Here is a 23,971-nt window from a genome sequence, read left to right as displayed (position 1 = left end):
ACATAAAAAGACCCATCTCATTCAAGATGGGTGTTAGTATACTGAGTTAGTGAAAAAGATATAAACGCGCTGATTTATCGTGAGCAGCAGACCAGCAAAAGACGCCTTGATCAAAAAGGGGAGATTGTTTGATCACTTACGGCCTTTGTGTTCAGTTCTGATCTAGCTGCTATCACAGGTTTCCCTTCAGCATCTATCAAGGGCGTTAGGCCACAACCTGTGTCTTTACTAGCCAATAAATACTGGACACCTGTTGCTTTATCTGTGATGATATCGATGCCTTGAAATGCACCGCCAGTTGTCCGCTCAAAACGGCCTTTTATCTCCTGTTTTGTCAACATAATTCTCCTTCTACCAGTTCTGAATAACCGGTTAAGCGATCAGCACTAGCGCATAGCACTGCTTATCTATAAGTCTACCTCCTATTCTTTTGAAATGCAACCCCTCCTAGCCACTGTCACCACGACCAGACTGTAAAAGGATCATAAATCGTCTGATTTTAACAGATTTCAAATAGTTTACTTCTGCTAAGAAACATTGTATAATGAACTTTCATCTAAGAAAAGGGGTCGAAAATGATCGTCATTAATGTATTTTTCCATATCAAAAAAGAACAAAGAGATGCTTATTTAGCAGCGATGGACGTCTTAGTCTCTCACTCTCAAAAAGAAGCAGGAGCTCAGTTTTACAACTTGTTCGCTGATCCAAAAGATGACACTAAATTTGTCATCATCGAAAACTGGGAAAATGAGACAGCTATTGCTGCTCATAACGAAAGTGCCCACTTCAAAACATTTGCTGGTGAGATTAAACAATTTCTCGTTGAAGACCTCCGTGTTGTGGTCAGTTCAGGAAAATAAAAAAGTTTTCATCACAAAATAAAAAGCTCAGAGATCGTGAACACACGATTCCTGAGCTTTTTTACTAGCCATTTTGCTACTTATTTATCTAATTCAGCATACAAAAGTTCTTGAACAACTTGTGGATTAGCTTGTCCTTTTGTTGCTTTCATCAGTTGACCGATTAAAGCTTTGGCAGAATTTTTGTTGCCACCTTTATAGTCAGTGACCGCTTTTTCATTCTTAGCCAATACATCTGAGATGATTGGGATTAGAACAGCTGGGTCTGAAATTTGGATCAAGCCAGCTTTTTTAACGAAGGCATCCGCAGAGCCACCGTTTTTAGCCAACTCAACAAATACTTTTTTAGCGATTTTAGATGAGATCGTACCATCTGAAATTAACTGGATCATTTCAGTCAAGTTTTCAGGTGTTAAGCCGATTTCTGATAGTTTTTTACCCTCAGCATTGAGATATTGCGCCACTTCACCTTGCAACCAGTTCGATGCAAGTTTGGCATCTGCACCGGCAGCAATCGCTGCTTCAAAGAAATCAGCTGTTTCTTTAGACGCTGTCAGTTGTGCTGCATCATAGTCAGATAAGTCTAACTCAGCGATATATCTGGCACGACGCGCCTTTGGAAATTCTGGTAAAGTTTGACGAACTTCATCAATCCATTCATCAGAGATCTCAAAGCGTGGTAAATCAGGTTCTGGGAAGTAACGGTAATCTGATGAGCCTTCTTTAACGCGCATCAAAGTCGTTTCGCCCGTTTTTTCATCATAACGACGTGTTTCTTGTTGAATGACACCACCTGAGCGTAATACTTTTGCTTGGCGGGCAACTTCATATTCTAACCCTTTGCGAACAAAGTTAAAGGAATTCAAGTTTTTCAATTCTGTTTTCGTACCAAATTCTTCTTGTCCATAAGGACGAAGTGAGATATTGGCATCACAACGCATTGAGCCTTCTTCCATCTTGACGTCAGAAATGCCAGTATACTGGATAATTTCTTTAATCGCCGTCAAGTAAGCATAGGCTTCCTCAGGTGAGCGCATATCAGCTTCTGATACAATCTCGATGAGTGGCACACCTTGACGGTTCAAATCGACATAAGAATAGCCGTCTGTCCCATGTGTGTTTTTACCCGCATCTTCTTCTAGATGCGCACGTTCAATACGTAAAGTCTTTTTAGTCCCATCTTCAAGTTCAATCTCAATCGTGCCATTATAGCCAATTGGTTCATCAAATTGTGAGATTTGGTAAGCTTTGGGATTATCTGGATAAAAATAGTTTTTACGGTCAAAGTGCATATCTTGATGGATAGCCATGTTTAGGGCAAGTGAGGCTTTAATTCCCGACTCGATAACCCCTTTATTCATAACTGGTAAAACACCAGGAAAACTCCAATCGACAATATTGGTATTGGCATTTGGTCCCGCACCAAAATGAGCTGGAGCAGGTGAGAAGATTTTTGAGTTCGTATTTAATTCAACATGGACTTCAAGTCCGATGACTGTTTCAAAATTCATAGATCAAAGTCCTTTCTTAAAAGATAAGTGGTTTGGCTTTATGGAAGTCAGTAGTCGCTTCAAAAGCTGCTGCTGCTTGATAGATCGTTGCTTCATCGAAGGCTTTACCAATGATTTGCAAACCAACTGGCAATCCTTCAACCTGACCTGCAGGAATTGAAATACCTGGTAGTCCAGCTAAGTTGACAGGAATCGTTAACAAATCGGCTAAGTACATGGCAACTGGATCATGACCTTGTGTATCCAAATCATAGGCAACACTTGGTGCTGTTGGGCCGATGATTAAGTCATAGTTCTCAAATACTTTTTGGAAATCTTGCATGATTAAGGTTCTAACTTGACCTGCTTTTTTGAAGTAAGCATCATAGTAACCAGATGACAAACTAAATGTCCCTAGCATGATCCGACGTTTCACTTCTTCACCAAAACCTTGTGAACGTGTCTTAACGTAAATGTCTTCTAAGTCGACCGCATCCTCAGCACGGAAACCATAACGAATCCCATCAAAGCGTTGCAAGTTAGAACTTGCTTCAGAAGACGCAATGATATAGTAGACAGCTACGCCATATTTACTATGTGGGAGACTGACTTCTTCAACTGTTGCCCCAAGCTTTTCAAAGTGCTTAGCTGCAGCTAAGACTTGTTCTTTAACTTTTGGATCAATTCCTTCACCTAAGTATTCTTTAGGCAAGGCAATCTTAAGACCTTTAATGTCTTGACCAATTTTTGATGAAAAATCAGGCACAGCCACTTTTGAAGAGGTAGAATCCTTAGGATCATGACCTGAAATCGCATTAAGTAACAGCGCATTGTCTGTCACATTTTGTGAAAACGGACCAATTTGGTCAAGTGATGACCCAAATGCAATCAAGCCAAAACGCGAAACACGACCATAGGTTGGTTTCAAGCCAACAACACCATTAAATGATGCAGGTTGACGAATTGACCCACCAGTATCAGACCCAAGCGATAACAACACTTGATTGGCTGCAACAGCTGTCGCAGACCCACCAGATGAGCCACCAGGTACTTTAGATTGATCCCACGCATTTTTAGTTGGTTTAAAGGCTGAATTCTCAGTTGAGCCACCCATTGCAAACTCGTCCATGTTGGTTTTACCAACCACGATCATGTCATTGCTATACAGTTTTTCCACAGCTGTTGCATCGAAAATAGGCTCGTAGTTATAGAGCATTTTAGAAGCTGCTGTCGTTAAGATCCCCTTAGTTGAGATATTATCTTTGACCGCTAATGGAATACCAGATACTGGATTAGCTGCATCAATCCCACGTGCATCGATAGCCGCTGCTTGTGCAAGTGCTTGATCTTCTGTAATCGTGATAAAGCTATCTACTTTGCCTTCACGATCCCTCATATTTTTCAGGGTTGCTTTTGTTAACTCAACTGCTGAAATTTCCTTGTTGACCAATTGGTCATGGAGTGATTTAATCGTTGTCATTTAGTTGTCCTCCATAATCGTTGGGACTTTAATAAAGCCATCTTCAGTTTCAGGGACATTTTTAAATAACTCATCTCTGTTCCAGCCTGAAACCGCAACATCTTCACGCCATGTGTTGATATTATCAGCCACATTTGACGTAAATGGGACACCCGTTGTATCCACTTCTTCTAGTTTTAAAAACATATCGACTATCTTAGTTAATGAGCCAGCAAATTCAGCTGTTTCTGTTTCGTCAAATGCCAATTTAGACAAATGTGCCACGTGCTTGACATCTTCTTTTGTAATTTCCATGGATTGCTCCTTTTTTATTCGTCAGCTTACTGACTGATTGCAAGTTTTATTATATCAGTTTATAGGGAGGTTAGTCAAAATCAATATCCAAAACCAACTTCAATTCTGATAATTGTTTTGGATCAACATCACTTGGTGAGTCCATCATCAAATCAACACCTGCTGCACTTTTTGGAAAGGCAACAACTTCACGAATATTATCTTCACCAGTCAATACCATGAAGATACGTTCCAAGCCAAAGGCACACCCAGCATGGGGTGGCGCACCAAACTTGAAGGCTTCAAGCATGGCACCAAATTTTTCTTCTACAAAGAATTTATCATAGCCTAAGATATTGAATGCCTTATACATGACCTCAGGATTGTAGTTACGAACAGCACCTGAACAGATCTCATAGCCATTCATGACCATGTCAAATTGGTCTGCTTTGATTGCTAATTTATCAGCATCAGTCTTGGCAGCTTCTAAAGCAGACAGGCCTCCTTTAGGAAGTGAAAACGGATTGTGTCCAAAATCAACTTTGCGATTTTTCTCATCATACTCGTAAAATGGAAAATCAACAACCCAACACAAGGCAACTTGGTTCTTATCTTTAAGATCATAGAAATCAGCAAATTCATTACGCATTCTACCAAGTACTTTATTAACCATAGCAGGTTTACCAGCTCCAAAGAAGACGATATCACCATCTTCAGCACCTGTTTTTTCAGTAATTTCAGCTAGCTCTGCTTCTGTTAAGAATTTTGCGATGGGTGACTTGATGCCACCATCAACAAAGGTTAAGTAGGCAAGCCCACCAGCACCTTCTTTTTTAGCAATCTCAGTAAAATTATCAATTTGTGAACGTGACAAACTAGCTGCCCCTTTGACACAAATTGCTTTCACTTTTTTAGCATTTTTAAAGACAGCAAACTCTGTTGTCGCAAGCGTCTCATCTAAGTCAACCAAGGTCATACCAAAGCGCAAGTCAGGCTTATCTGTTCCGTAGATGTTCATGGCATCTTCATAGGCAATACGCGGAATTTCAGACGTCACTAAGGCTTTTCCAGCAAACTCTGTCACTAAATTTTGGATGAGGACTTCCATCTCAGTACGGATTTCTTCACCGTCTTCAACAAAGGCACGCTCTAAGTCAAGTTGATAAAAATCACCGTAAAGTCTGTCCGCACGAGGATCTTCATCACGGAAACATGGCGCAATTTGGTAGTACTTGTCAATCCCACCAACCATGAGTAACTGCTTAAACTGTTGTGGTGCTTGTGGCAAGGCATAAAACTTACCAGCATGAATACGACTTGGAATCAAGAAATCACGCGCGCCTTCTGGAGAAGAATTGGCCAAAATAGGTGTTTGGACTTCTAAAAATTCTTGGTCTTCCATAAAACGACGGATAAATGATAAATATTTGGCACGTTGCTTTAAGGTCTCTTGCATTTTCGAGCGACGTAAATCCAAATAACGGTATTTCAAGCGTAAGTCTTCACTAGATTTATTGGCTTCATTTAGCGAAATTGGGAGTGGTTTAGACGCATTCAAGATTTCAAAAGATGCTGCAACTAATTCAATTTCACCAGTTGCTAAATTTGGATTTGCTAAGCCTTCACCACGCGCGCGAATAGTTCCAGTAACCGAAATCGCATACTCATCACGCAAGTGCTCTGCTGCTGAAAAATTCGTGACATGTTCAGGCTGAATCACGACTTGTAATAAGCCTGCATAGTCGCGTAAGTCGATAAAAATGACACCACCATGGTCACGACGGGAATTCACCCATCCTTTTACTGTAACTGTTTCACCCTGTTTGGTAATCGTCTCACTTGTTTTTGTTCTCATATTTTCTCCTATTTATATATACATACTAGTTTGTTAATTTTTCAAGTTGCGGTTTTTGCTAATTTTTTGATATAAAAATAACACCACAAACATCGTCTGAAAAGGACGAGAATCGTGGTGCCACCTTAATTCGTTACTGATCAATCGACAAGTAACCTCATTTTTTATTCACTTTAAGCTAAAAACAGTGTTTTTCATCTTATGGATCAGACACCATTTCCAGCGACAGGTGTTCTCTAGACTGATTTTGTATAAGACTACTGCTATTTTTCGTTTACAATTTTTAGAAGTTACGGCCTTCAAGTTTCTCGTAGATACCAGTATTGACAACTTTTAGATAAGTGCCTTTCATACCAAGAGAACGAGATTCAATAATACCGGCTGATTCAAGTTTACGTAATGCATTGACGATAACTGAACGTGTGATACCGATTTTATCCGCAATCACTGAGGCTGTCAAACGGCCTTCTTCTCCACCAAGTTCTTCAAGAATCGCTTTAACAGCTTTCATTTCAGAATAAGATAAAGTGCTGACTGCCATGTTAACAGCTGCTGATTTACGGATACTTTCTTCCATTTTTTCAATCTGTAGATTTGATAATTGGATACCGATAACCGTTGTTGCCATCTCTACCAAGACAAGATCTTCTTCATCAAACTCGCCTTCGTTGCGCCAGATGATAAATGTTCCTAGTCGTAAGCCACTACCGTAAATCGGTGCCACTGTTGTTTTACCATTTGGGTAGTCTTTTACGACTTCTTGTGGATACAAAGATAACAGCGCATCTGATGATAGGTTTGCTTCAGTATCATAAGTACGTGAGGCAACTTGCACATATTCAGTCGACAGTTTGCGTTTATCAAACATCGCCTCAACACGGTCGTTGTTTGTCTTATATGGCATTGCATAGCCAAGTACATCACCGTGTCCGTCAATAACGACAGAGTTACAGTCGATCACTGCTGATAGACGTTCTGATAAACCTTTATAGGGTAATTCTTCACTTGAATTATTTAACCCTTCTTGTAAAATCGCTGTGATTTTTCTTGTTTTTTCTAATAAAGTAGCCATGATTCTCCCGTTTTATAAAGTTTGGATAGCTTCATTATAACAAAATAACTCAGAAATACAACAATATTCAGAAAATTATTTATTGTTTTTTATTTCAACACAATTTACTGACGATACTTATGTAAGAAGCGTGTCATCTTCTCCTGAATAACAGCAAGTTCATCTACTCGTGGCATATAAACAATACGGAAATGGTCAGGATCTTTCCAATTAAAGCCGCGGCCATGAACCAACATAATCTTCTCTTGCTTGAGGAAATCTAAAACAAATTGTTCATCGTTATGGATATTATATCTCGCCGTATCGATTTTAGGGAAAATATAGAATGCTGCCTTAGGTTTGACTGCTGAAATTCCTGGAATTTCATTCATGGCCTTATAGATAAATTCACGTTGCTCATAGATGCGACCTCCCGGTAACAAGAGTTCATCCACGGATTGTGTCCCACCCAGAGAGGTTTGGATGACTTGCTGTGCTAAGACATTTGAGCACAAGCGCATATTAGCCAGCATATCTAGACCTTCTATATAGCCTCTAGCGCGACTTTTATCTCCTGAAAGCACCATCCACCCAACACGAAATCCGGCTACACGGTGCGATTTTGATAAGCCATTCATCGTCACGACAAATAAATCTGGTGCTAAACTGGCAATGGGAATATGTTTGATGCCATCCATAATAATTCGGTCATAGATCTCATCTGAAAAGATAATCAAGTCATTTTGACGGGCAATTTCAACAATGTCTAGCAGAATATCACGTGGATAGACCGCACCCGTTGGATTATTAGGATTAATGATGACGATTGCTTTGGTATTAGATGTAATTTTTGATTTAATATCTGCAATATCCGGATACCACTCAGCCCCTTCATCACACAGATAATGAACCGCATGCCCACCTGCTAAACTAACAGATGCTGTCCAAAGCGGATAGTCAGGCATGGGTATCAGGACTTCATCTCCTGTATTCAAAAGCCCATTCATGGCCATGGCGATTAACTCACTCACACCATTACCCGTATAGATATCATTAACATCTACATTTGGAAAGCCATGAAGCTGGCAATATTGCATGATTGCTTTACGAGCACTAAAGATACCTTTACTGTCAGAGTAGCCTTCACTGTCGCGTGCATTCATGATTAGATCTCTAAGCACTTCATCGGGTGCAGTAAAACCAAACTCAGCTGGATTGCCTGTATTTAACCGTAGAATCTTTTCGCCATTTGCACGCATGCGGTTAGCTTCATCTAAAACAGGACCACGAATATCATAGGCTACATGTTCTAATTTACTCGATTTTTCAAATGTTGACATCACTTTCTCCGTTTCGTTAGTTTCTGTCGTTAGTTCTTCTATGGCAACGTCATATAAAACAGCTAACTTTTGCAGACTTTCTTCTTTTGGCTTCGCATTTCCTTTTTCCCAAGCCCAATAAGATGGCTTAGAAACGCCAATCTTCCTGGCGACTTCTGCTTGGCTAAATCCTGATTTTTCTCTGAGTTCAATCAACTTATTTTCCATGCCACACTCCTCGTTAGTTTTAATTAGCTAACGTTAGTTTATCATTTAAGCGCCTGATTGTCAAGAATGGGTATAGTCGCCTCACTAAAAATATCCCATAGCAAAACAAAAAACCCGCCCTATCTGATTTAACACCAGATAGGGCGGGTTTTTTAGCTTTAATCTTGCTCTTCTACAAATGTATTGAATACTTCTTCAATCATATCCCATTCTTCGTTAGCATCTTCTGGTATCGGCATCAAATCGCCCTCAGTACCATCTTCACTTTGTGTGTAGGCATAAGCTTGAATCTCAACTTCTCCGTTATCGTCTTCTTCTGCACCGGCAGGTACGACAAGAACATAATTTTTACCAAATTCTTCTTGACCATCGATCGTCAATAGAATTTCAAACAATGTTTCATTCCCTTGATCATCAACTAATGTGATAAACTCTTGTTCATGTTCGTGGTTATGGTCGTGGTCGTGTGTATGTTCAGTCATTTTTGGACTCCTAATGTTATTCTTTAAAAGTTATGGCTCTCAAGATAATTTTGTAAAATCAATACTGCAGCCAATTTATCAATGTATTTCTTTCGATTTTCACGGCGTGTATGCCCTTGAATCAAAATCTTCTCTGCCTGTGCTGTCGTGAGCCGTTCATCTTGATATGCAACAGGAATCCCAAACTCAGCAACTAGTAAGTCACCATAATGACGGCTTGCTTGCGCCCTAATGCCTTCATCATTATTCATGTGCTTAGGTAGACCCAAGACAAATTTAGCAGGTTGGAATTCTTTTACCAATTCCGCGATACGGTCAAACCCGTAGTCTTTTTTTGCTTCATTAATCCGAATCGTTTCGACAGGCTGAGCGGTATAGCCTAAAAGATCGCTGACTGCAACACCGACCGTGACGCTACCAACATCTAACCCCATTATGCGTTGCATCACAGGTCAATACCTTGGTCTCTGAGATAATTCTTGATTAGCTCTTCCACGATATCATCGCGATCAAAGCGTCTGATTTTATTTCTAGCATCATTATGACGTGGAATATATGCTGGATCACCAGACAAAACATACCCTACCATCTGATTAATGGGATTATACCCTTTTTCACCAAGAGATACATAAACACTGGCGAGAGTTTCACCAATCTCTTTTTTGCTCGAGTCGTCAAACTCAAAACGTACAGTTTCATCTGTAAAACTCATAGTTGCCACCCACCTTCTGATATTTTCTAGTTAGTTTTATTATATGTTATTTTGCTCAAAATTTCAAATTAGGAACTTAAAAACTGAAAAAATGCTAAAGCGTATCTCCTAAACAGATAGACTTTAGCATTTTTTTATTATGGTAATAGATTACCCGCTGCTTGATAGAGGGCATACCATTCGTCACGTGTTAAGACAATATCAGCCGCATCAGTCACTTCAATGATGCGTGACGTCGTCATCGTCCCAATGATGGTTTGCATATTAGCTGGGTGACGATTGATAAAAGCAATCGCGATACCTGATGGCGTACTCTCGTACTGGTCAGCTAGCTCTGCTAATTTTGTATTCAGCTCAGGGAATTTTTTAGTATTGCCTACAAAAGGACCCTCAAAAAAGCCATATTGGAAAGGCGACCAGGCTTGGATGGTCATATTTTGTATTCTAGAATACTCGAGAATACCACTATCTCGGACAATTCCAGCCTGATTGTCCATATTAACATTAATCCCTGTATCAATCATTCCAGTATGTTTTAAACCAAACTGTAGTTGATTGATATGAAGTGGCTGTTTGACAGCAGTCTTCAATAGCTCGATTTGACCAGGGTTTTGATTTGACACACCAAATGCCCTAACTTTCCCTGCTTTTTCGAGCATAGAGAAAGCTTCTGCTACCTCTTCTGGCTCAACCAATGTATCCGGGCGATGTAAGAGCAGAGCATCTAGATAGTCAGTGTCTAGTCGTTTTAAAGACCCCTCCACCGCTTCGATGATATGTTGCTTTGAAAAATCAAAGGCAATACCTGGTCTGATGCCAACCTTAGACTGTAGATAAATATCTGAACGAGAAATCGAGGTCTCTTTTAACCCTTTAGCAAAAATTGTCTCACATTCACCACCCCCATAAATATCAGCATGGTCAAAAAAATTGATTTCATGGTCATAGGCCGTTTGAATAATTTTAGCCGCGTCTCTACCCGGCTCATTCATCCGCATACAGCCAAGGACGATTTGGCTAGCCTTCATCTCTGTATTTGCAATGTTTAGTTGTTTCATAATTGCCTCCTATAAAATAGTGTAATCGGTTTCAATTATATCAAAAAATGATTGGTTTATCACTAAAAAACTATGGTAGTCATTAATTCATTGTGTAAAAAAAGAACATGGACTCGAGTTTCCATGTTCTTTTTTATGTGTTAGGCAGTTAAAACTGCACGTCCTTTACGACGACGGCTAGCGACTACGCGACGGCCATTTTTAGTTGCCATACGTTTACGGAAACCATGTGTTTTTTGGCGTTTACGTTTACTTGGTTGAAAAGTGCGTTTCATAAGTTTTTTTCCTCCTGTACAGAATTTTTGTTTGTAGGCATTACCTACAATCATTATGTCTAGCCTAGGCTTTTGATCAGTTACTAAACATACCTTAATATTATATCGCTTTTTACGGGCGATGTCAATATGATCTTATTTTTCTTTTGTAACGATAATATATCTGCCATTTTCCCGTCCAGTTGAATGACTAGATACGCCTGCCTCACGCGCGATAATGGCATGTACGATCTTTCGCTCGTTTCCTTGTAAGTCATTAATATAGACGACCTCGCCTTTAGCAGCCCGTTTAGCGGCATGGTGGGCTAGACTTGTGATGTAAACTTTTCGTTTTTCGTGGTAATCCCCAACATTAATCGCTAGCGTGACACGCTCATCAGTCAAGCTATTGGCATAGGCCTTAGCCAGAACCTGTAAAGCCTGTAAGATTTTACCATGTTTACCAATTAGCAAACCATCTTGCGATGACTTGAGTGTAAAAATCGTGAGATTACCATCTTGCCTAACAGAAACCGATGCAGGCACACCTATATCCTGGGTAATAATCGTCAAGTACTTGGCCACTTCTTTGATGACCTTGTTCTGACTTGATTGGCTATCATCTATCTCTATATCTGGCGTATTTGTTTGGTCAACTAACTTCTTTTCAGCAATCTCAAGTTTTGCTTCTTCGATAATCGCATCTTTAGCTTCCTGAGATAGGTCGCCTGTACTTGCTTTTTCAGCAGCTTTTACAGCCTTGATGACCTGTGATAACTCAACCGTTGCTTCCATTGCCGACTGCACCCTTGGTGATTCGGCTATGAAGTCTGCATCAAGCCCACGCGTCGCTAATCGATCTGCCTGACGAACCGTTTCTTCATGAATCGGGTCAATTTGGATACGGGCACGTTTTTTCCCAATGCCTAAAAACCCTTTTTTATCTTTTTGATGGATTTGAATATGGACAGTTTCTCGTTTAACACCAAGCTTTTTCAAGCCACGTTCAATTGCTTCATCGACTGTATTCCCAGTAAAAATAGCCATAAATTAACTACTCCTTTTTATAGGTCTCTCAGCTTAACTCATTCATTCTGCCGAGACATGACACTTTAATTATCTCTTTTTCTTTTTCGCGTTTGCTAATGCTTTTTGTTTGACTTTCCCTTTATTTTTTTCAGCTTTGAGTTTCGCCTCACGTTCCTCTTGAATCTTAAAAGGATTGTTCAAAAGTAAGGTTTGGAAAACTTGATAGGCATTTGAAACTGTCCAATACAAGGCAACCCCTGCAGCGACACTGATTCCCATTACAAAAATCATAATCGGCATCAGATAAGTCATGCTGGTTGTCATCGTGTTTTTCTCAGGTGCTGCCTTCATGGTTAACCATGAGCTAGCAAATGTAAACAGTGCCGCAAGAACTGGAAGTATGAAATATGGATCGTGACCCGAGATATCAAACCAAAGGAAATGACCATCTCTTAGGAAACCAACGCGGGTGATGGCCTGGAACAAAGCCCATAGAATCGGCATTTGAACCAGTAACGGCAGACAGCCCATGTAAGGGTTAACCCCATTTTCTGAATAAATTTCTTGCGTTTTTTCAGCAACGATACGTTTACTTTCTGTATCTTTTCCTGGATATTGCGCTTGAATTTTTTTCAACTCAGGTTGTACGTCTTGCATCTTACGCGTCGACTTCATCTGAATATGCATTAGTGGCAATAAAACCGTTCTAATGATCAGCGTGAACAAGATGATCCCAACCCCAACAAGACCACCAAATGATAGGAAGTCGATGATTTGAGCAAAGCCATAAACAAACTTCTCCCAAACACCACTTGTTTGTGCAGTGATATCTGAACGACCACATCCTGCTAAAACGAGGACCCCTAGAGCTAATAGCACTGATAATTTAATTTTTCTTTTCACGTTTCTTCCTTTTTCTTCTGTAGCTAACCGATCTGTGACACGCGCATCAGGTCAAATAACTTAGACTTTTTTATATATTTTTGATACTTTTAAGACATGTACTAGGTTTTTTTGAACCTCTTCAAAACTGAGCGTCTCGACACCCTGTCGACAAATAATCACAAAATCTGTTTGTGACAACTCTGATGAGAGGGGAACCAAAGCATGTCTGACAAGCCGTTTTATCCGATTACGAACCACCGCATTCCCGATTTTTTTGCTGACAGATACTGCAGCTCTAAAATGTGTTGTTTGCGATGGGATTTCGTAGACAATAAATTTTTTATTGGCAGTCGATTTTCGGGCAGAAAAAATAGTATCAAAGTCTCTTTTTTTCTTAATACGTAACGCTTTCTTGAGTGCCAAACTAGTTTCTCCTACAGTAAGTTATCTAAGTAATTTTACCACAAAAGCGAAAAAAATGCATCTTGCTATAGACACATTTGTTCACTTATGATCTAGCCCTACCTACGTTTTCGTCATAATGGCCATTTTTAAGACAGATTATGCCTTAACCTCCTGTTGCAACGTTGCTTTTGCTAATTCAATTTGCAGCTTGACTTGTTCAAATCCTGTGCCACCAAAAGAATTACGACGTGCGACAGCTGTTCTTGAATTTAGGGTGTCATAAATATCAGCTTCGATCAATTCTGATACTTCTTGATAGCGTGATAAGGGCACGTCCTGCAAGTAATTGCCGGTCTTAGTACATTCTAGCACCATTGCACCAACGATTTCATGCGCTTGGCGGAAAGGCAAGCCCTTAGCTGCCAGATAGTCAGCTAGCTCAGTCGCATTTGAGAAGTCTTTTTCAGTAGAAGCTGACATGATCCCTTCGTTGACTGTCATCGTGGATAACATCCCACTCATGACATCAAGACTTGTCAAGATCGTCTCAGCTGTATCAAACATGCCTTCCTTATCTTCTTGTAAATCTTTATTATAGGCAAGTGGTAATGACTTCATGACCGTTAACAAGCCAAAGAGATTCCCATAAACACGACCAGATTTGCCACGAATTAATTCTGCCATATCCGGATTTTTCTTCTGTGGCATAATAGATGAGCCTGTAGAAAAAGCATCCGATAGTGTCACAAATTTGTATTCATGACTACACCACAGAATAATTTCTTCACAAAGACGTGACAGATGCATCATGAGTAGGCTAGCATTACTTAAAAATTCTAAGATAAAATCACGGTCACTGACAGCATCTATAGAGTTAACATAGACGTCACTGAAGCCCATGAGTTCAGCAGTCTCTTTCCGGTCTATTGGGAAAGTGGTCCCTGCTAATGCTGCTGCACCCAAGGGTGAAATATCAGCATGCTTGATATTAAATGCAAAACGTTCTGCATCACGCGTCAGCATACTGTAATAAGCCATGATATGATGCCCAAAAGAGATTGGTTGTGCATGTTGCAGATGCGTATAGCCAGGCATGATGGTTTCAACGTGCTCAGAAGCCAGATTAACTAAAACTTCTCTTAAATTTTGTAGTTTATCTAAAGTCTCATCCAAGGTATCTTTGACCCAAAGGTGCATATCTGTCGCGACCTGATCGTTACGTGAGCGTGCTGTATGCAGTTTCCCTGCAACTGGACCAATTTCAGCATGGAGATAGGTTTCCATGTTCATATGGATGTCTTCATGCTCAATTTTGAAGTCGATCTCGTTGGCTTCATATTTTGCTTCGACTTTTTGAATACCAGTCTTGATGATGTCGGCCTCTTGCTCAGTTAGAATACCAGTTGACGCTAACATCGTCACATGCGCTAAACTGCCTTTTAAGTCTTGACGTGCCATCTTTTTATCAAACGTAATCGATGCCCCAAAAGCTTCTGTTTTCTTATCCAAACCAGCTTCAAAGCGACCGCCCCATAATTTTGCCATGTTATTCTCCACCATTTCTATCATCTTACTTCTAGTATACCTAAAATTAGGGTTTTTAATCTATTTATATCATCTGAATCATCTGGGCGTTATGCATCGCTTGATTTAGCAAAAAAGCGCCTATCATAGCGCCTTAATATGAAATTGTAATTCTCTGACTACACTTAATTTCATGATCCTATTTTGACTAATCGCAATCACTGTAGCGTTTATTAGTCCTACTCGCTCAAATCCAGTTCCCTGACTTGGTTTATTTGAAGTCCTTGCTATAAGTCGCTTATTTTTCGTTATTGAGTTTATCCCAGACTTGCGCATTCACTTGTGATGGTAGGCCCCATAATTTGATAAAGCCAACTGCTGCGTCTTGATCGAACTCATCAGCAGCTGTGTAAGTTGCCAAGTTTTCATCATAAAGTGAGTTAGGTGATTTCCGGCCAATACAAATCGCATTCCCTTTATAAAGTTTAACTTTAACAGTCCCATTAACCACTTCTTGTGTGCTATCGATATAAGCTTTCAAGGCATCTGTCGCTGGGTTAAACCAAAGGCCATTATAAATCGTATTTGATAATTCATTTTCAATCACTGGTTTAAAATGAGAGACTTCACGAACAAATGTGATATCCTCAATGTCTTTATGGGCTTTCAGAATCACTGTCGCCCCTGGACACTCATAAATTTCACGTGATTTAATCCCAACAAGACGGTTCTCCACATGGTCAATCCGGCCGATGCCGTGTTTACCTGCGATCACATTGACATCATTTATCAATTGGTACAAAGGCAGTGCTTTGCCATTTAGCGCAACTGGAATCCCTTTTTCAAATGTTAACTCGATAAATTCTGCTTGGTCTGGTGCATTTTCGATAGAAGTTGTCATGAAAAATGCTTCTTCAGGACATTCATTCCAAGGATTTTCAAGAATACCCGCTTCGATCGCGCGTCCCCATAAGTTCATGTCGATCGAGTAAGGATTATCAAGGTCAGCTGGAACTGGAATGCCATTTGCTTTTGCATATTCGATTTCAGCTTCACGTGACCACTTCCATTCACGCACTGGTGCTAAGACTTTTAAGTCTGGTGCAAGTGAATGAATGGCTACTTCAAAACGAACTTGGTCGTTACCTTTACCTGTACACCCATGGGCAATCGCAGTAGCACCTGTTTCACGCGCTACTTCAACCAAGGCTTTTGAAATCAAAGGACGAGATAAGGCAGACACAAGCGGATATTTTTGCTCATACATGAGGTTACCTTTGATGGCATAGCCGACATAGTTATGCGTGAAATCTTCTTTGGCGTTGATCACGTAAGACTCTGTTGCACCGACAGTCAAGGCTTTTTCTTTGATAAAATCAAGATCTTTACCTTCACCTACGTCCAAACAAGCTGCGACAACATCGTATCCTTCGTCTACCAACCATTTGATTGCTACTGATGTATCTAAGCCGCCTGAATAAGCGAGTACTATTTTTTCTTTTGTCATAATGATCACTCCTAAATAAGTTGTTTTTGATTATATATTCATTATAGTGCATAAAAATACATAAGTCAAGTGTTTTTCTGTATATTTTTTCAAAAAAACCTGATTATTGATTATATATTAAAATGTAATGAGATTAACCTGAAATGAACTAGCTTATCACCAGCTCTACTAGCTCATACAAGCAGCTAATCCATTCTCTCCTATTTGCTACTATAATAAGTGTTTCATTTAACCTGCCTTAAGCCCCCTATCAAGACTTGTTAAAAAACCCACAATTGTTATAAGTTGCTTTATTTTCATTTTATAGTAAACTATATCTAGTATCTATAACTACATATCATACCATGCACCTAGAAAGTACACTACTTATGTCAAAATTATTCACTGGTTCTGAATGGGGGAATGAAATCGAAACAGCTACCTTACCACGCTGGGACGAGTTACCCGATATCGAACTTTATATGGACCAGGTCATCAGCTTGGTTAGTAAATACCTCTCACCCATTTTACCGCAGAAAGAACAACCGATGCTGACCAAGTCGATGGTCAACAACTATGTTAAGTTGGCGCTGATTCCTGCACCTGTCAAGAAAAAATATTCTCGTGTCCATCTTGCCTTTTTAATCGCAATTACCCTATTAAAACAAGTGCTGACCATACCTGAAATCAAAACTGGTATCGTCTATCAAGGTCGCGTCAGTGGTATCCATGAAGCTTACAATATTTTTTGTAATGTCTTAGAGGAATCGCTCAACGTGGTCGGCAAACAAGTACAAGGTGTTGAGACGGCTGGCTTGTTCTCAAAGCAAGTTTCACCAGACTTTTTTATCGTCACAGCTGCTACCTCATCACTTGCTGCAAAACTATTAGCTCAAAAAAGCATTGAACTTGCTTTTGATAGCAGACTCATGGAAAATAAAGAGGAACCCTCAAATGACAAATAAAAAAATTGCCATCCTTGTAGACTCAGGATGTGATGTCCCACAAACTCTAACACAAGCAGACAATCTTTATGTGATTCCTTTGAAAATCATCTATAAAGATGCTGAATTTACGGATAAAGTGGATATTACTGCGGAAGAGATTTATGACCGCTTACCAGTCGAAATCCCAAAAACATCGCTGCCTGAAGGGGCCGTCATTCAAAATATCTTCGAGCAAATCATTGCTGATGGCTATAAACAATTGATTGCGATCACGATTTCAAGTGGTTTATCTGGTACATTTAACTCGGTCAGACTGATTGCCAAAGATTTCCCAGATCTTGAGACCTTCATGTTTGATACCAAAAACATCGGTATTGGTGCTGGCGTTCAAGCCGTCCGCGCTGCTGAACTCATTTCAGAAGGTCAAACTTTTGAGCAGATTACAAAGACCCTATCCGATGATGTCACTAAAAGTAAAATCTTTTTTAGCGTCGCAACACTTGAATATCTCCAAAAAGGGGGTCGTATCGGCCTTGTCAGCTCTATCCTTGGTAATGCGCTCAAGCTTAACCCGATTATTTCATGTAATGACGAGGGTATCTATCATACCGTCGCTAAATCACGGGGGCGCAAAAAAAGCCTTGAGAAAACGGTTAGCCTCGTCAAAGCCTATGTTGGTGATCACAAAAAAGTAAGACTCGTTGTCGCCCATGGGAATGCTGAAAAAGAAGCCTTGATTCTCGTTGAGGTCCTAAAAGCAGCTATTCCGCAAGCAAGCGAAGTCTTGTTTGGTCAAATATCACCCGCGCTCGTTGTCCATACTGGACCAGGATTGATTGGTCTTGGCGCACAGTTATTAGATTAAGAACGAAAAAAATCATACCAAATTTACTTTGATATGATTTTTTTAGTACCATAATCATTTAGAGATAACGTTCTGATTTTGGTAATTTCCAAAACCCGTAACCTTGCACGATAAACCAGATTATTTCTAAGAGACCGAAGATCAATATGGCAGGATGAAAATCAGAGGTTAAGAGATAAGTCATAAACCAGGTGAAAAAAAGTAAGCGGCTAGCAGCATCATAAGCACCATAGATGGCCTTGGGAGAACGGATACGAAGGATGGACCAAACAATGACGATAGACCCAAATAGATTAACAAAGACGACATGAATCGGTTCAAAAGCAGGTGTAGGTGACACCTCATTTAAAACCTGATTGAGCATCTGGAAAGTCCAGGGCGTAACAAAGGGTAAGGTGAACACAAAATCGTAGAGTCCTGAGAGTCTGACGATTTTTCGATAAGTTAAGGTGTGCATGTGAGATTGTCCTTTCAAGTTTGTCAGTAAAGCACAAAAGTTAAGTGCCTTTTTTGATTGTTGTAACAAGCCTATTGTAATCTGTTTTTGATGAAAGGACTAATAAAATCCGTTGGTTTTTCCCAACGGATTTTATAGAGTATCAGTGCCTATTTCTTTTTTATAATAAGTAACCAAGTGACGGCTGCCTAAACGTGCCATCAGGTCAAAAGCAGCATTGATTTTCTGCTCACCTAGCATCTGGTCATCAAAGGTCATAGTGACGACCCCCTCTGCCAATTCTTTTAGGGTGGCTATGTAAAAGTCAGTATGACCAAGATGAGGATAATCGGTTAACTGTAAAATGTGCCGAGCAAGTCCTACTTCTTTGCGAAGTGACAAGACGATTATCGCACGATAGGCGATTTGGTAGATTCTTCTATAATATTTTGGAATCGTGATATAGTTACCACATTTATTTTCAAACTCTTGACAAAAAAGGAGCAGTTCAGAAGTAGGTAAACTTCTGAGCGTAAAATAGGCTAAAGATAGTTCAAAGTAGCCCCATTTACTGACTTTATTCAATAAATCGGCAATCATAGCACGGGATTTAGGATCAAGCGCTTGTTGACAGGCTTTTACAGCTACAGATAAGTGAGGGTCACCTGAGCTTAAGGCCTCTGCATAGAGTTTGCTTAATTTAACTTGGTCTTGAGAAAAATCCGCCGCTTCCAATTGACTAAAAAATTCGTCTTGATAAGCCATCACGTGATGATTCAGCAAAAATTCATACTCCGACAGACTCACATTCATGGCTTGGAGCATGAGGTCGATTCTTTCAAACCCCATCATGACTTTCCCATTTTCAAAACGAGATAAATCGCCTTTATTAATCCCTACTTTCTCAAAGTAGGACAAGGCAAGCTGTTTCTGTTCACGAAGTATCTTAAACCCTTTACCATAAGTTATCAAATTAACTACTCCTTTTACGTGGTAAACATCTACTGTTAATCTTTTATTCATTATATCAAAATGCGCGGTAGGATGATAATAGGCCCTATCAAAAATCGTGCGCATGCAACCCAATAGGTACTAATGTGTTACAATTTAATTATACAGTGTTTTATTTTATCTCTTCATTATTACACCCCTAAAAATATAAGCCTTAACAAATTGAATAGGAAACTTAAGTTTCCTATTTGATGTCGCATTAGGAGGATCTAGCATGATTCAATTTGAAAATGTCACTTTAAAACTAAAAGACGCCTTAGTCTTGAGAGATATCAGTATGGAAATTCAAGATGGAGAATTCGCATACCTGGTAGGAAAAAGCGGATCAGGAAAATCATCTATTCATCAATTGATCTATGGCAATTTCTTAAGCTATGAAGGGACTGTCATAATTAATGGGCAAGATATACAGGTATTAGATTTTGATAGCCTACAACATACCAGACAGAAAATCGGTATTATATTTCAAGACTACAAATTGATAGCAGATAAAACCGTTTTTGAAAATATTTCATACAGGTTAGGGGGGTTGGAAAATAAACAAAATGTGAAGAAAATTGTACAGTATTGGGCAAAGAGATTAAAGATAGCGCAATATTTAGCTGAATACCCCGCAAACCTATCTGGTGGAGAACAGCAGAGAGTTGCGATTGCAAGAGCTATCGTAGACAAGCCATCTATCATTCTAGCAGATGAACCCACTGCCAATTTAGATCCCCAAAATGCAGTGAATGTCATGGCTATCTTGACTGAATTAAACCAGAAGGGCACAACCATTATCATGACGACTCATAACACAGATATAAAACGTAGGTATCAATATAGAACGATTCTTTTGGCGGATGGAAAGATAGTAAATGGCTAATTATTTATATATGATAAAGAGAAATTTTAAAAGGGGAAATGATTTTAAAAGTATAGTTATTTTAAGTATCATACAGGCTATTAATATCCTGTGTTTCTCGTCGATGCAATTTTTAAATAAACTCAAATTTTTGATTTCAGATCACGACATGGCTGACGATATGCAACTACAACTTAGTCGGACTTCACCCGCTACTATTTTTTTGACTATACTAGCCTATTCAGTTGGCATCCTATGCTTCAGCTTGTTCATTTATATCTTATTTAGTTTTAACTCTAAATATAGCCTCTTAAAAAGTTTGCGTCATGATGAGAGTGAACTCAAGGTACTGCTTGGTTTTAAATCAAACGCTATTTATTCTGATTTATTAGTAGAAGTTTGTATCACATATATTGAAGCTATACTAATCGGCAGTTGCATGGGTATTCTTGTTTTTAACCAACTGGCATCATCTTTAACTACCCTATTTCCCTATCAATTAAGCAATGAGTCAATGGTCTCTATTTATCTAAACGTTTTACTTTATATGGTACTACTTTCGATTTTATTCATCTTACAAAGTTTTTTTATCCGGCACATCGCCGCAATAAAAATTAATAAAAAAATGGGGTTATAGCCAGTTACGTTTCAGTTGCAATGTAGGCTGCTCAATAAATCAACTCAACCAAAAATCGACTAGGGCAATAAACTGGTCGATTTTTTATCGTATTGGCCTATCTCTTTGATAGCTGATGATGTCTCTAGCCCAAATTGTTTTGCGACACCGGCTCATCTACCTATCATAGAGAAGATTTGAGCAAGTGTGACTACTGTGCCAAGTTTTGGATAGAGTTTGTCGAAGAAGAGGTGATGCAGGCCTGGATCACGGTCAGAAGTCGCGTCTTCAACGATATATAAGTGATAGCCATGTTGAAAAGCATCTAACGCTGTTGCATAAACCCCATTACTAGTTGTCAGACCAGATAAGATAATTGTATCGATGCCACGACGACGTAACTGTAAATCTAAATCTGTACCAAAAAAGGCACCTGGATTGTGTTTGGTTATTTTCACCACATTGCTTGCTGTGTCATCAGTTGCAATCGCCATTGACAGCTGCATATAGCTGTCTGGTACTTTAATTGTTTGTTCACGTGTATAGCGAGCAGGGTGTAAATAATGAAAACTAGTCGCATCAACATTTACCAATGTGATTAACGCTTCTGTATTTTTAAAGGCTTCAGCTAATTGGTTTGCCGCAAGTAAAACAGCATCAGGCGCATAAGGCGCTAAAACGCCATTATTGAGAATCCCATCTTGCAAGTCAATTGCAAGATAAGCTGTTTTGCTTAAGTTTAAAGATGTCATAGCTCTATTTTACCTTTATTTTTTGTATTTTAAAAGTTCAGTTTCACCTCTATCTACTTCCTATAAATAGTGCTAAATCAATACTAAAACGAAGGCAGGCTAGCGCACGACTTACTCACCTAAATAGACAACTTAGTCAACTATCGTAACATGTTTCAAATCAATTTTCAAAATCACTCTACCAATGACGTACAAACTTAAAACACCTAGACTACAGCAGGAAAAAATCCACAGATTCATCGTGAGGGTTGGCAGTGTTCTCACATCATATAAGCAACCGAAAATAGCAAAACTAATCGGTGTGAGCGCAGTCGCAAATGTTGTGACCAGTCCAAATATACGACCTTGCATCTGTTCTGGGATATGCTCACCTAACCAGCTAAAAAATGGGACATTTACTAAATTTGAAATACCTGCAAGTATGAAGCTAGTCAGCATAATCAAGCCTGCCGTCAAAACTGATTTCTCAAAAATGAAGGGGACAACGCCAAATACAAGCAAGCACAAGGCAATACCAATCATCGCACCCCATACCTTTTGCAAGGGATACTTGCTAGCCTTCACCTGAGAAATAACAAGCCCCGAAAGCATACTACCGAACACAAAGGCAGACTGTACAAAACCATAAGTCGTCGCTGAAAATTTTAAGCTCGTAATCAAGACACTTGCGATCCCAATCGTAAAGGCACCCACACAAAAATTCATGAATAAGGCCAAAACGAGTAACGAAATTAAGGTCTTTTGTTTTTTAAAAAAGGTTAGACCAGCTGAAAATGATAAATCATCTTGACCTATTTGCTTTTCTCCCACGCCTACATTGAGCTGGAAGTTTAATGATAGAGCGATACCTAGTGTTACCAGTTCACAGCTTATTTCAATGATGACAAATAAGGTGAAGGGGACGACACTGTAGAGAGCTGCACCCAGTATCGGTGCAATAAACTGGCCAATAGCCGCCGCAGATTGCTGTAAGCCTCTGAGTTTGGTCTGATGGTCATCTAGCACTAATCCTTTTGCGCCCGCATTGTAGGCTGTTAAGGTAAACTGATCTGAGACTGCTAAAATCGTGATCAAAATCAGGGTCGGTGGCAAGATGTTAACCGCAAAGTATCGAAGGCTTAATGCATACCCGATCAAACCGCCAATCGTAGCGATCTGTGACACCGCAATTACCTGCTTTTTGCTTAGTCTATCAACAGTGGGACCAACAATAGGCACAAATAACAGGCTGATGATTGGGCCGATGACTTGTGATGCGGCAAAACTTAATGATGACCCCGTCTTGGTTAACAACATCAAGCCTAAGGCAAAATTAAAAGACTGAGAACCAAGTTGCCCAACCAAACTTGAAACAATCGATTTTCGAATTTGTTTGAGCGAACTATTTTCAATTAGATAAGCACTCATGACATCTCCTTGTTAACCTGAGCTTCGAAAAAGGGCAATAAAAAATCAAAACTACCTGCTTTGGCTCCAAGAGATAGGGTCATGATACGAATAAATGATTTTCCTTTTTGGTACATCTCCTCTTTCTGCCAGCCAAATGCGCTGACATCAAAATAGAATTGATTGCTAGCAAGAATAAATTCGATTGTCTCAAACGGATAAGGAGTATGATAGACGCCCTCATCGATACCTTGCTCGATGATTTTAGCTAGAATTGGTGTCATGCTGTGCACGGATGCCACAATACCAGCCTGATGCAGGATTGCATTTTGAGGTGCCGATTGCCCCTCAATCATACCATGGGCTTGGCTGCCGGATTGATTCAGCTGCAATAATACCTGTGTCATTTTGTCATGAGCTGCTAAACTGGAATCGTTAGCAATGTCAGTCACCATCTGAGCAAGTTGTGCCATCATGCGTTCAATTATACGTGTCATAAGTGATAGCTTGGAATCAAAATAGTGGTAAAATGTCCCCTTTCCGATATCAACTCGTGATAAGACGTCATTAATCGTTGTCTCATCATATCCTTTTTGGCTAAACAACTGCTCACCTGCATCTAAAATCTCATGCAGCCTTATTTCACCTTTTTTTGATTTCATGCTACTCCTTTTTGTACCGACGGTCGGTTTATTTTTATTTTATCATAACATGTTTAAAGTC

26 protein-coding genes are annotated in these 23,971 nt (G+C 39.6%); 4 read left to right on the top strand and 22 right to left on the bottom strand.

Features of this window, described 5'->3' with window-relative positions:
• Positions 1-110: 110 nt before the first annotated feature.
• The gene (locus RU86_RS10120) at positions 111-341 is read right to left on the bottom strand and encodes a DUF6440 family protein (RefSeq protein ID WP_096815193.1); all 231 of its coding nucleotides are present in this window, start codon (positions 339-341) and stop codon (positions 111-113) included.
• A 234-nt stretch (positions 342-575) separates the two neighbouring features.
• On the opposite strand from RU86_RS10120, the gene RU86_RS10115 reads away from it, so the two are divergent.
• A complete protein-coding gene (locus tag RU86_RS10115; protein ID WP_096815192.1) occupies positions 576-860 on the top strand; it encodes a putative quinol monooxygenase in 285 nt (94 codons plus the stop codon).
• An 80-nt stretch (positions 861-940) separates the two neighbouring features.
• Here RU86_RS10115 and gatB read toward each other — a convergent pair whose 3' ends face one another.
• The 16 genes from gatB to RU86_RS10035 form a co-directional block, all read right to left on the bottom strand.
• A complete protein-coding gene (gene gatB, locus RU86_RS10110; protein WP_096815191.1) occupies positions 941-2,371 on the bottom strand; it encodes an Asp-tRNA(Asn)/Glu-tRNA(Gln) amidotransferase subunit GatB in 1,431 nt (476 codons plus the stop codon).
• 16 nt (positions 2,372-2,387) lie between these two features.
• Positions 2,388-3,830: an Asp-tRNA(Asn)/Glu-tRNA(Gln) amidotransferase subunit GatA gene (gatA, locus tag RU86_RS10105; RefSeq protein WP_096815190.1), complete on the bottom strand. Its 1,443-nt coding sequence runs from the start codon at positions 3,828-3,830 to the stop codon at positions 2,388-2,390.
• On the bottom strand, positions 3,831-4,124 hold the full coding sequence (gatC, locus tag RU86_RS10100; protein WP_047914789.1) for an Asp-tRNA(Asn)/Glu-tRNA(Gln) amidotransferase subunit GatC: 294 nt from the start codon (positions 4,122-4,124) through the stop codon (positions 3,831-3,833).
• A gap of 70 nt (positions 4,125-4,194) precedes the next feature.
• On the bottom strand, positions 4,195-5,958 hold the full coding sequence (gene aspS / locus RU86_RS10095; protein WP_096815189.1) for an aspartate--tRNA ligase: 1,764 nt from the start codon (positions 5,956-5,958) through the stop codon (positions 4,195-4,197).
• Positions 5,959-6,241: 283 nt separating this feature from the next.
• Positions 6,242-7,030 carry a GTP-sensing pleiotropic transcriptional regulator CodY gene (codY, locus tag RU86_RS10090; protein WP_096815188.1) on the bottom strand — a complete coding sequence of 263 codons (789 nt, stop codon included), beginning with the start codon at positions 7,028-7,030 and terminating at the stop codon, positions 6,242-6,244.
• Between the two features lie 104 nt (positions 7,031-7,134).
• Positions 7,135-8,556, bottom strand: coding sequence for an aminotransferase class I/II-fold pyridoxal phosphate-dependent enzyme (locus RU86_RS10085; RefSeq protein ID WP_096815187.1), 1,422 nt, complete (start codon positions 8,554-8,556; stop codon positions 7,135-7,137).
• A 158-nt stretch (positions 8,557-8,714) separates the two neighbouring features.
• Positions 8,715-9,038, bottom strand: a complete 324-nt coding sequence (locus RU86_RS10080; protein ID WP_096815186.1) for a DUF1292 domain-containing protein — start codon at positions 9,036-9,038, stop codon at positions 8,715-8,717.
• Positions 9,039-9,061: 23 nt separating this feature from the next.
• On the bottom strand, positions 9,062-9,484 hold the full coding sequence (gene ruvX / locus RU86_RS10075) for a Holliday junction resolvase RuvX (protein ID WP_179296275.1): 423 nt from the start codon (positions 9,482-9,484) through the stop codon (positions 9,062-9,064).
• On the bottom strand, positions 9,484-9,750 hold the full coding sequence (locus RU86_RS10070) for an IreB family regulatory phosphoprotein (protein WP_047914784.1): 267 nt from the start codon (positions 9,748-9,750) through the stop codon (positions 9,484-9,486). The genes ruvX and RU86_RS10070 overlap by 1 nt, the downstream gene beginning before the upstream one ends.
• Positions 9,751-9,887: 137 nt before the next feature.
• Positions 9,888-10,808 (bottom strand): aldo/keto reductase, encoded by a 921-nt coding sequence (locus RU86_RS10065; protein WP_096815184.1) that lies wholly within the window; start codon positions 10,806-10,808, stop codon positions 9,888-9,890.
• A gap of 140 nt (positions 10,809-10,948) precedes the next feature.
• Positions 10,949-11,083: a 50S ribosomal protein L34 gene (rpmH, locus tag RU86_RS10060; protein ID WP_047914782.1), complete on the bottom strand. Its 135-nt coding sequence runs from the start codon at positions 11,081-11,083 to the stop codon at positions 10,949-10,951.
• 135 nt (positions 11,084-11,218) lie between these two features.
• A complete protein-coding gene (jag, locus tag RU86_RS10055) occupies positions 11,219-12,109 on the bottom strand; it encodes an RNA-binding cell elongation regulator Jag/EloR (protein ID WP_096815183.1) in 891 nt (296 codons plus the stop codon).
• Between the two features lie 69 nt (positions 12,110-12,178).
• Entirely contained in the window at positions 12,179-12,994 is an 816-nt protein-coding gene (locus RU86_RS10050) for a YidC/Oxa1 family membrane protein insertase (RefSeq protein WP_096815182.1), read from the bottom strand.
• A gap of 60 nt (positions 12,995-13,054) precedes the next feature.
• Positions 13,055-13,399, bottom strand: coding sequence for a ribonuclease P protein component (rnpA, locus tag RU86_RS10045; RefSeq protein WP_096815181.1), 345 nt, complete (start codon positions 13,397-13,399; stop codon positions 13,055-13,057).
• Between the two features lie 138 nt (positions 13,400-13,537).
• Positions 13,538-14,926, bottom strand: coding sequence for an argininosuccinate lyase (gene argH, locus RU86_RS10040; RefSeq protein WP_342743759.1), 1,389 nt, complete (start codon positions 14,924-14,926; stop codon positions 13,538-13,540).
• 277 nt (positions 14,927-15,203) lie between these two features.
• Positions 15,204-16,412: an argininosuccinate synthase gene (locus tag RU86_RS10035; protein ID WP_079504783.1), complete on the bottom strand. Its 1,209-nt coding sequence runs from the start codon at positions 16,410-16,412 to the stop codon at positions 15,204-15,206.
• A 368-nt stretch (positions 16,413-16,780) separates the two neighbouring features.
• On the opposite strand from RU86_RS10035, the gene RU86_RS10030 reads away from it, so the two are divergent.
• A complete protein-coding gene (locus RU86_RS10030; protein ID WP_047914776.1) occupies positions 16,781-17,356 on the top strand; it encodes a DUF1836 domain-containing protein in 576 nt (191 codons plus the stop codon).
• Positions 17,346-18,203, top strand: coding sequence for a DegV family protein (locus RU86_RS10025; protein WP_096815180.1), 858 nt, complete (start codon positions 17,346-17,348; stop codon positions 18,201-18,203). The genes RU86_RS10030 and RU86_RS10025 overlap by 11 nt, the downstream gene beginning before the upstream one ends.
• Before the next feature lie 58 nt (positions 18,204-18,261).
• Here the strand turns inward: RU86_RS10025 and RU86_RS10020 are convergent, their stop codons facing one another.
• Together RU86_RS10020 and RU86_RS10015 are read right to left on the bottom strand one after the other, a co-directional pair.
• Positions 18,262-18,660: a hypothetical protein gene (locus RU86_RS10020; RefSeq protein ID WP_096815179.1), complete on the bottom strand. Its 399-nt coding sequence runs from the start codon at positions 18,658-18,660 to the stop codon at positions 18,262-18,264.
• A 132-nt stretch (positions 18,661-18,792) separates the two neighbouring features.
• Positions 18,793-19,611 (bottom strand): Rgg/GadR/MutR family transcriptional regulator, encoded by an 819-nt coding sequence (locus RU86_RS10015; protein WP_179296273.1) that lies wholly within the window; start codon positions 19,609-19,611, stop codon positions 18,793-18,795.
• Between the two features lie 253 nt (positions 19,612-19,864).
• Here RU86_RS10015 and RU86_RS10010 point away from each other — a divergent pair, with 253 nt between their 5' ends.
• Positions 19,865-20,515 (top strand): cell division ATP-binding protein FtsE, encoded by a 651-nt coding sequence (locus RU86_RS10010; RefSeq protein WP_096815177.1) that lies wholly within the window; start codon positions 19,865-19,867, stop codon positions 20,513-20,515.
• Positions 20,516-21,283: 768 nt separating this feature from the next.
• On the opposite strand, the gene RU86_RS10000 is transcribed toward RU86_RS10010, so the two are convergent.
• The 3 genes from RU86_RS10000 to RU86_RS09990 all read right to left on the bottom strand — a co-directional run bounded on the left by RU86_RS10000 (position 21,284) and on the right by RU86_RS09990 (position 23,910).
• Entirely contained in the window at positions 21,284-21,862 is a 579-nt protein-coding gene (locus tag RU86_RS10000) for an isochorismatase family protein (RefSeq protein ID WP_096815175.1), read from the bottom strand.
• 132 nt (positions 21,863-21,994) lie between these two features.
• A complete protein-coding gene (locus tag RU86_RS09995) occupies positions 21,995-23,269 on the bottom strand; it encodes an MFS transporter (protein WP_096815174.1) in 1,275 nt (424 codons plus the stop codon).
• Entirely contained in the window at positions 23,266-23,910 is a 645-nt protein-coding gene (locus RU86_RS09990; protein ID WP_096815173.1) for a TetR/AcrR family transcriptional regulator, read from the bottom strand. The genes RU86_RS09995 and RU86_RS09990 overlap by 4 nt, the downstream gene beginning before the upstream one ends.
• Positions 23,911-23,971: the final 61 nt, after the last annotated feature.

Source organism: Pseudolactococcus piscium, assembly GCF_002441695.1.
In the GTDB taxonomy this organism is placed as follows: domain Bacteria; phylum Bacillota; class Bacilli; order Lactobacillales; family Streptococcaceae; genus Pseudolactococcus; species Pseudolactococcus piscium.
Note: the sequence above shows the minus strand (reverse complement) of the source record. Positions and strands in the feature narration are given on the sequence as shown.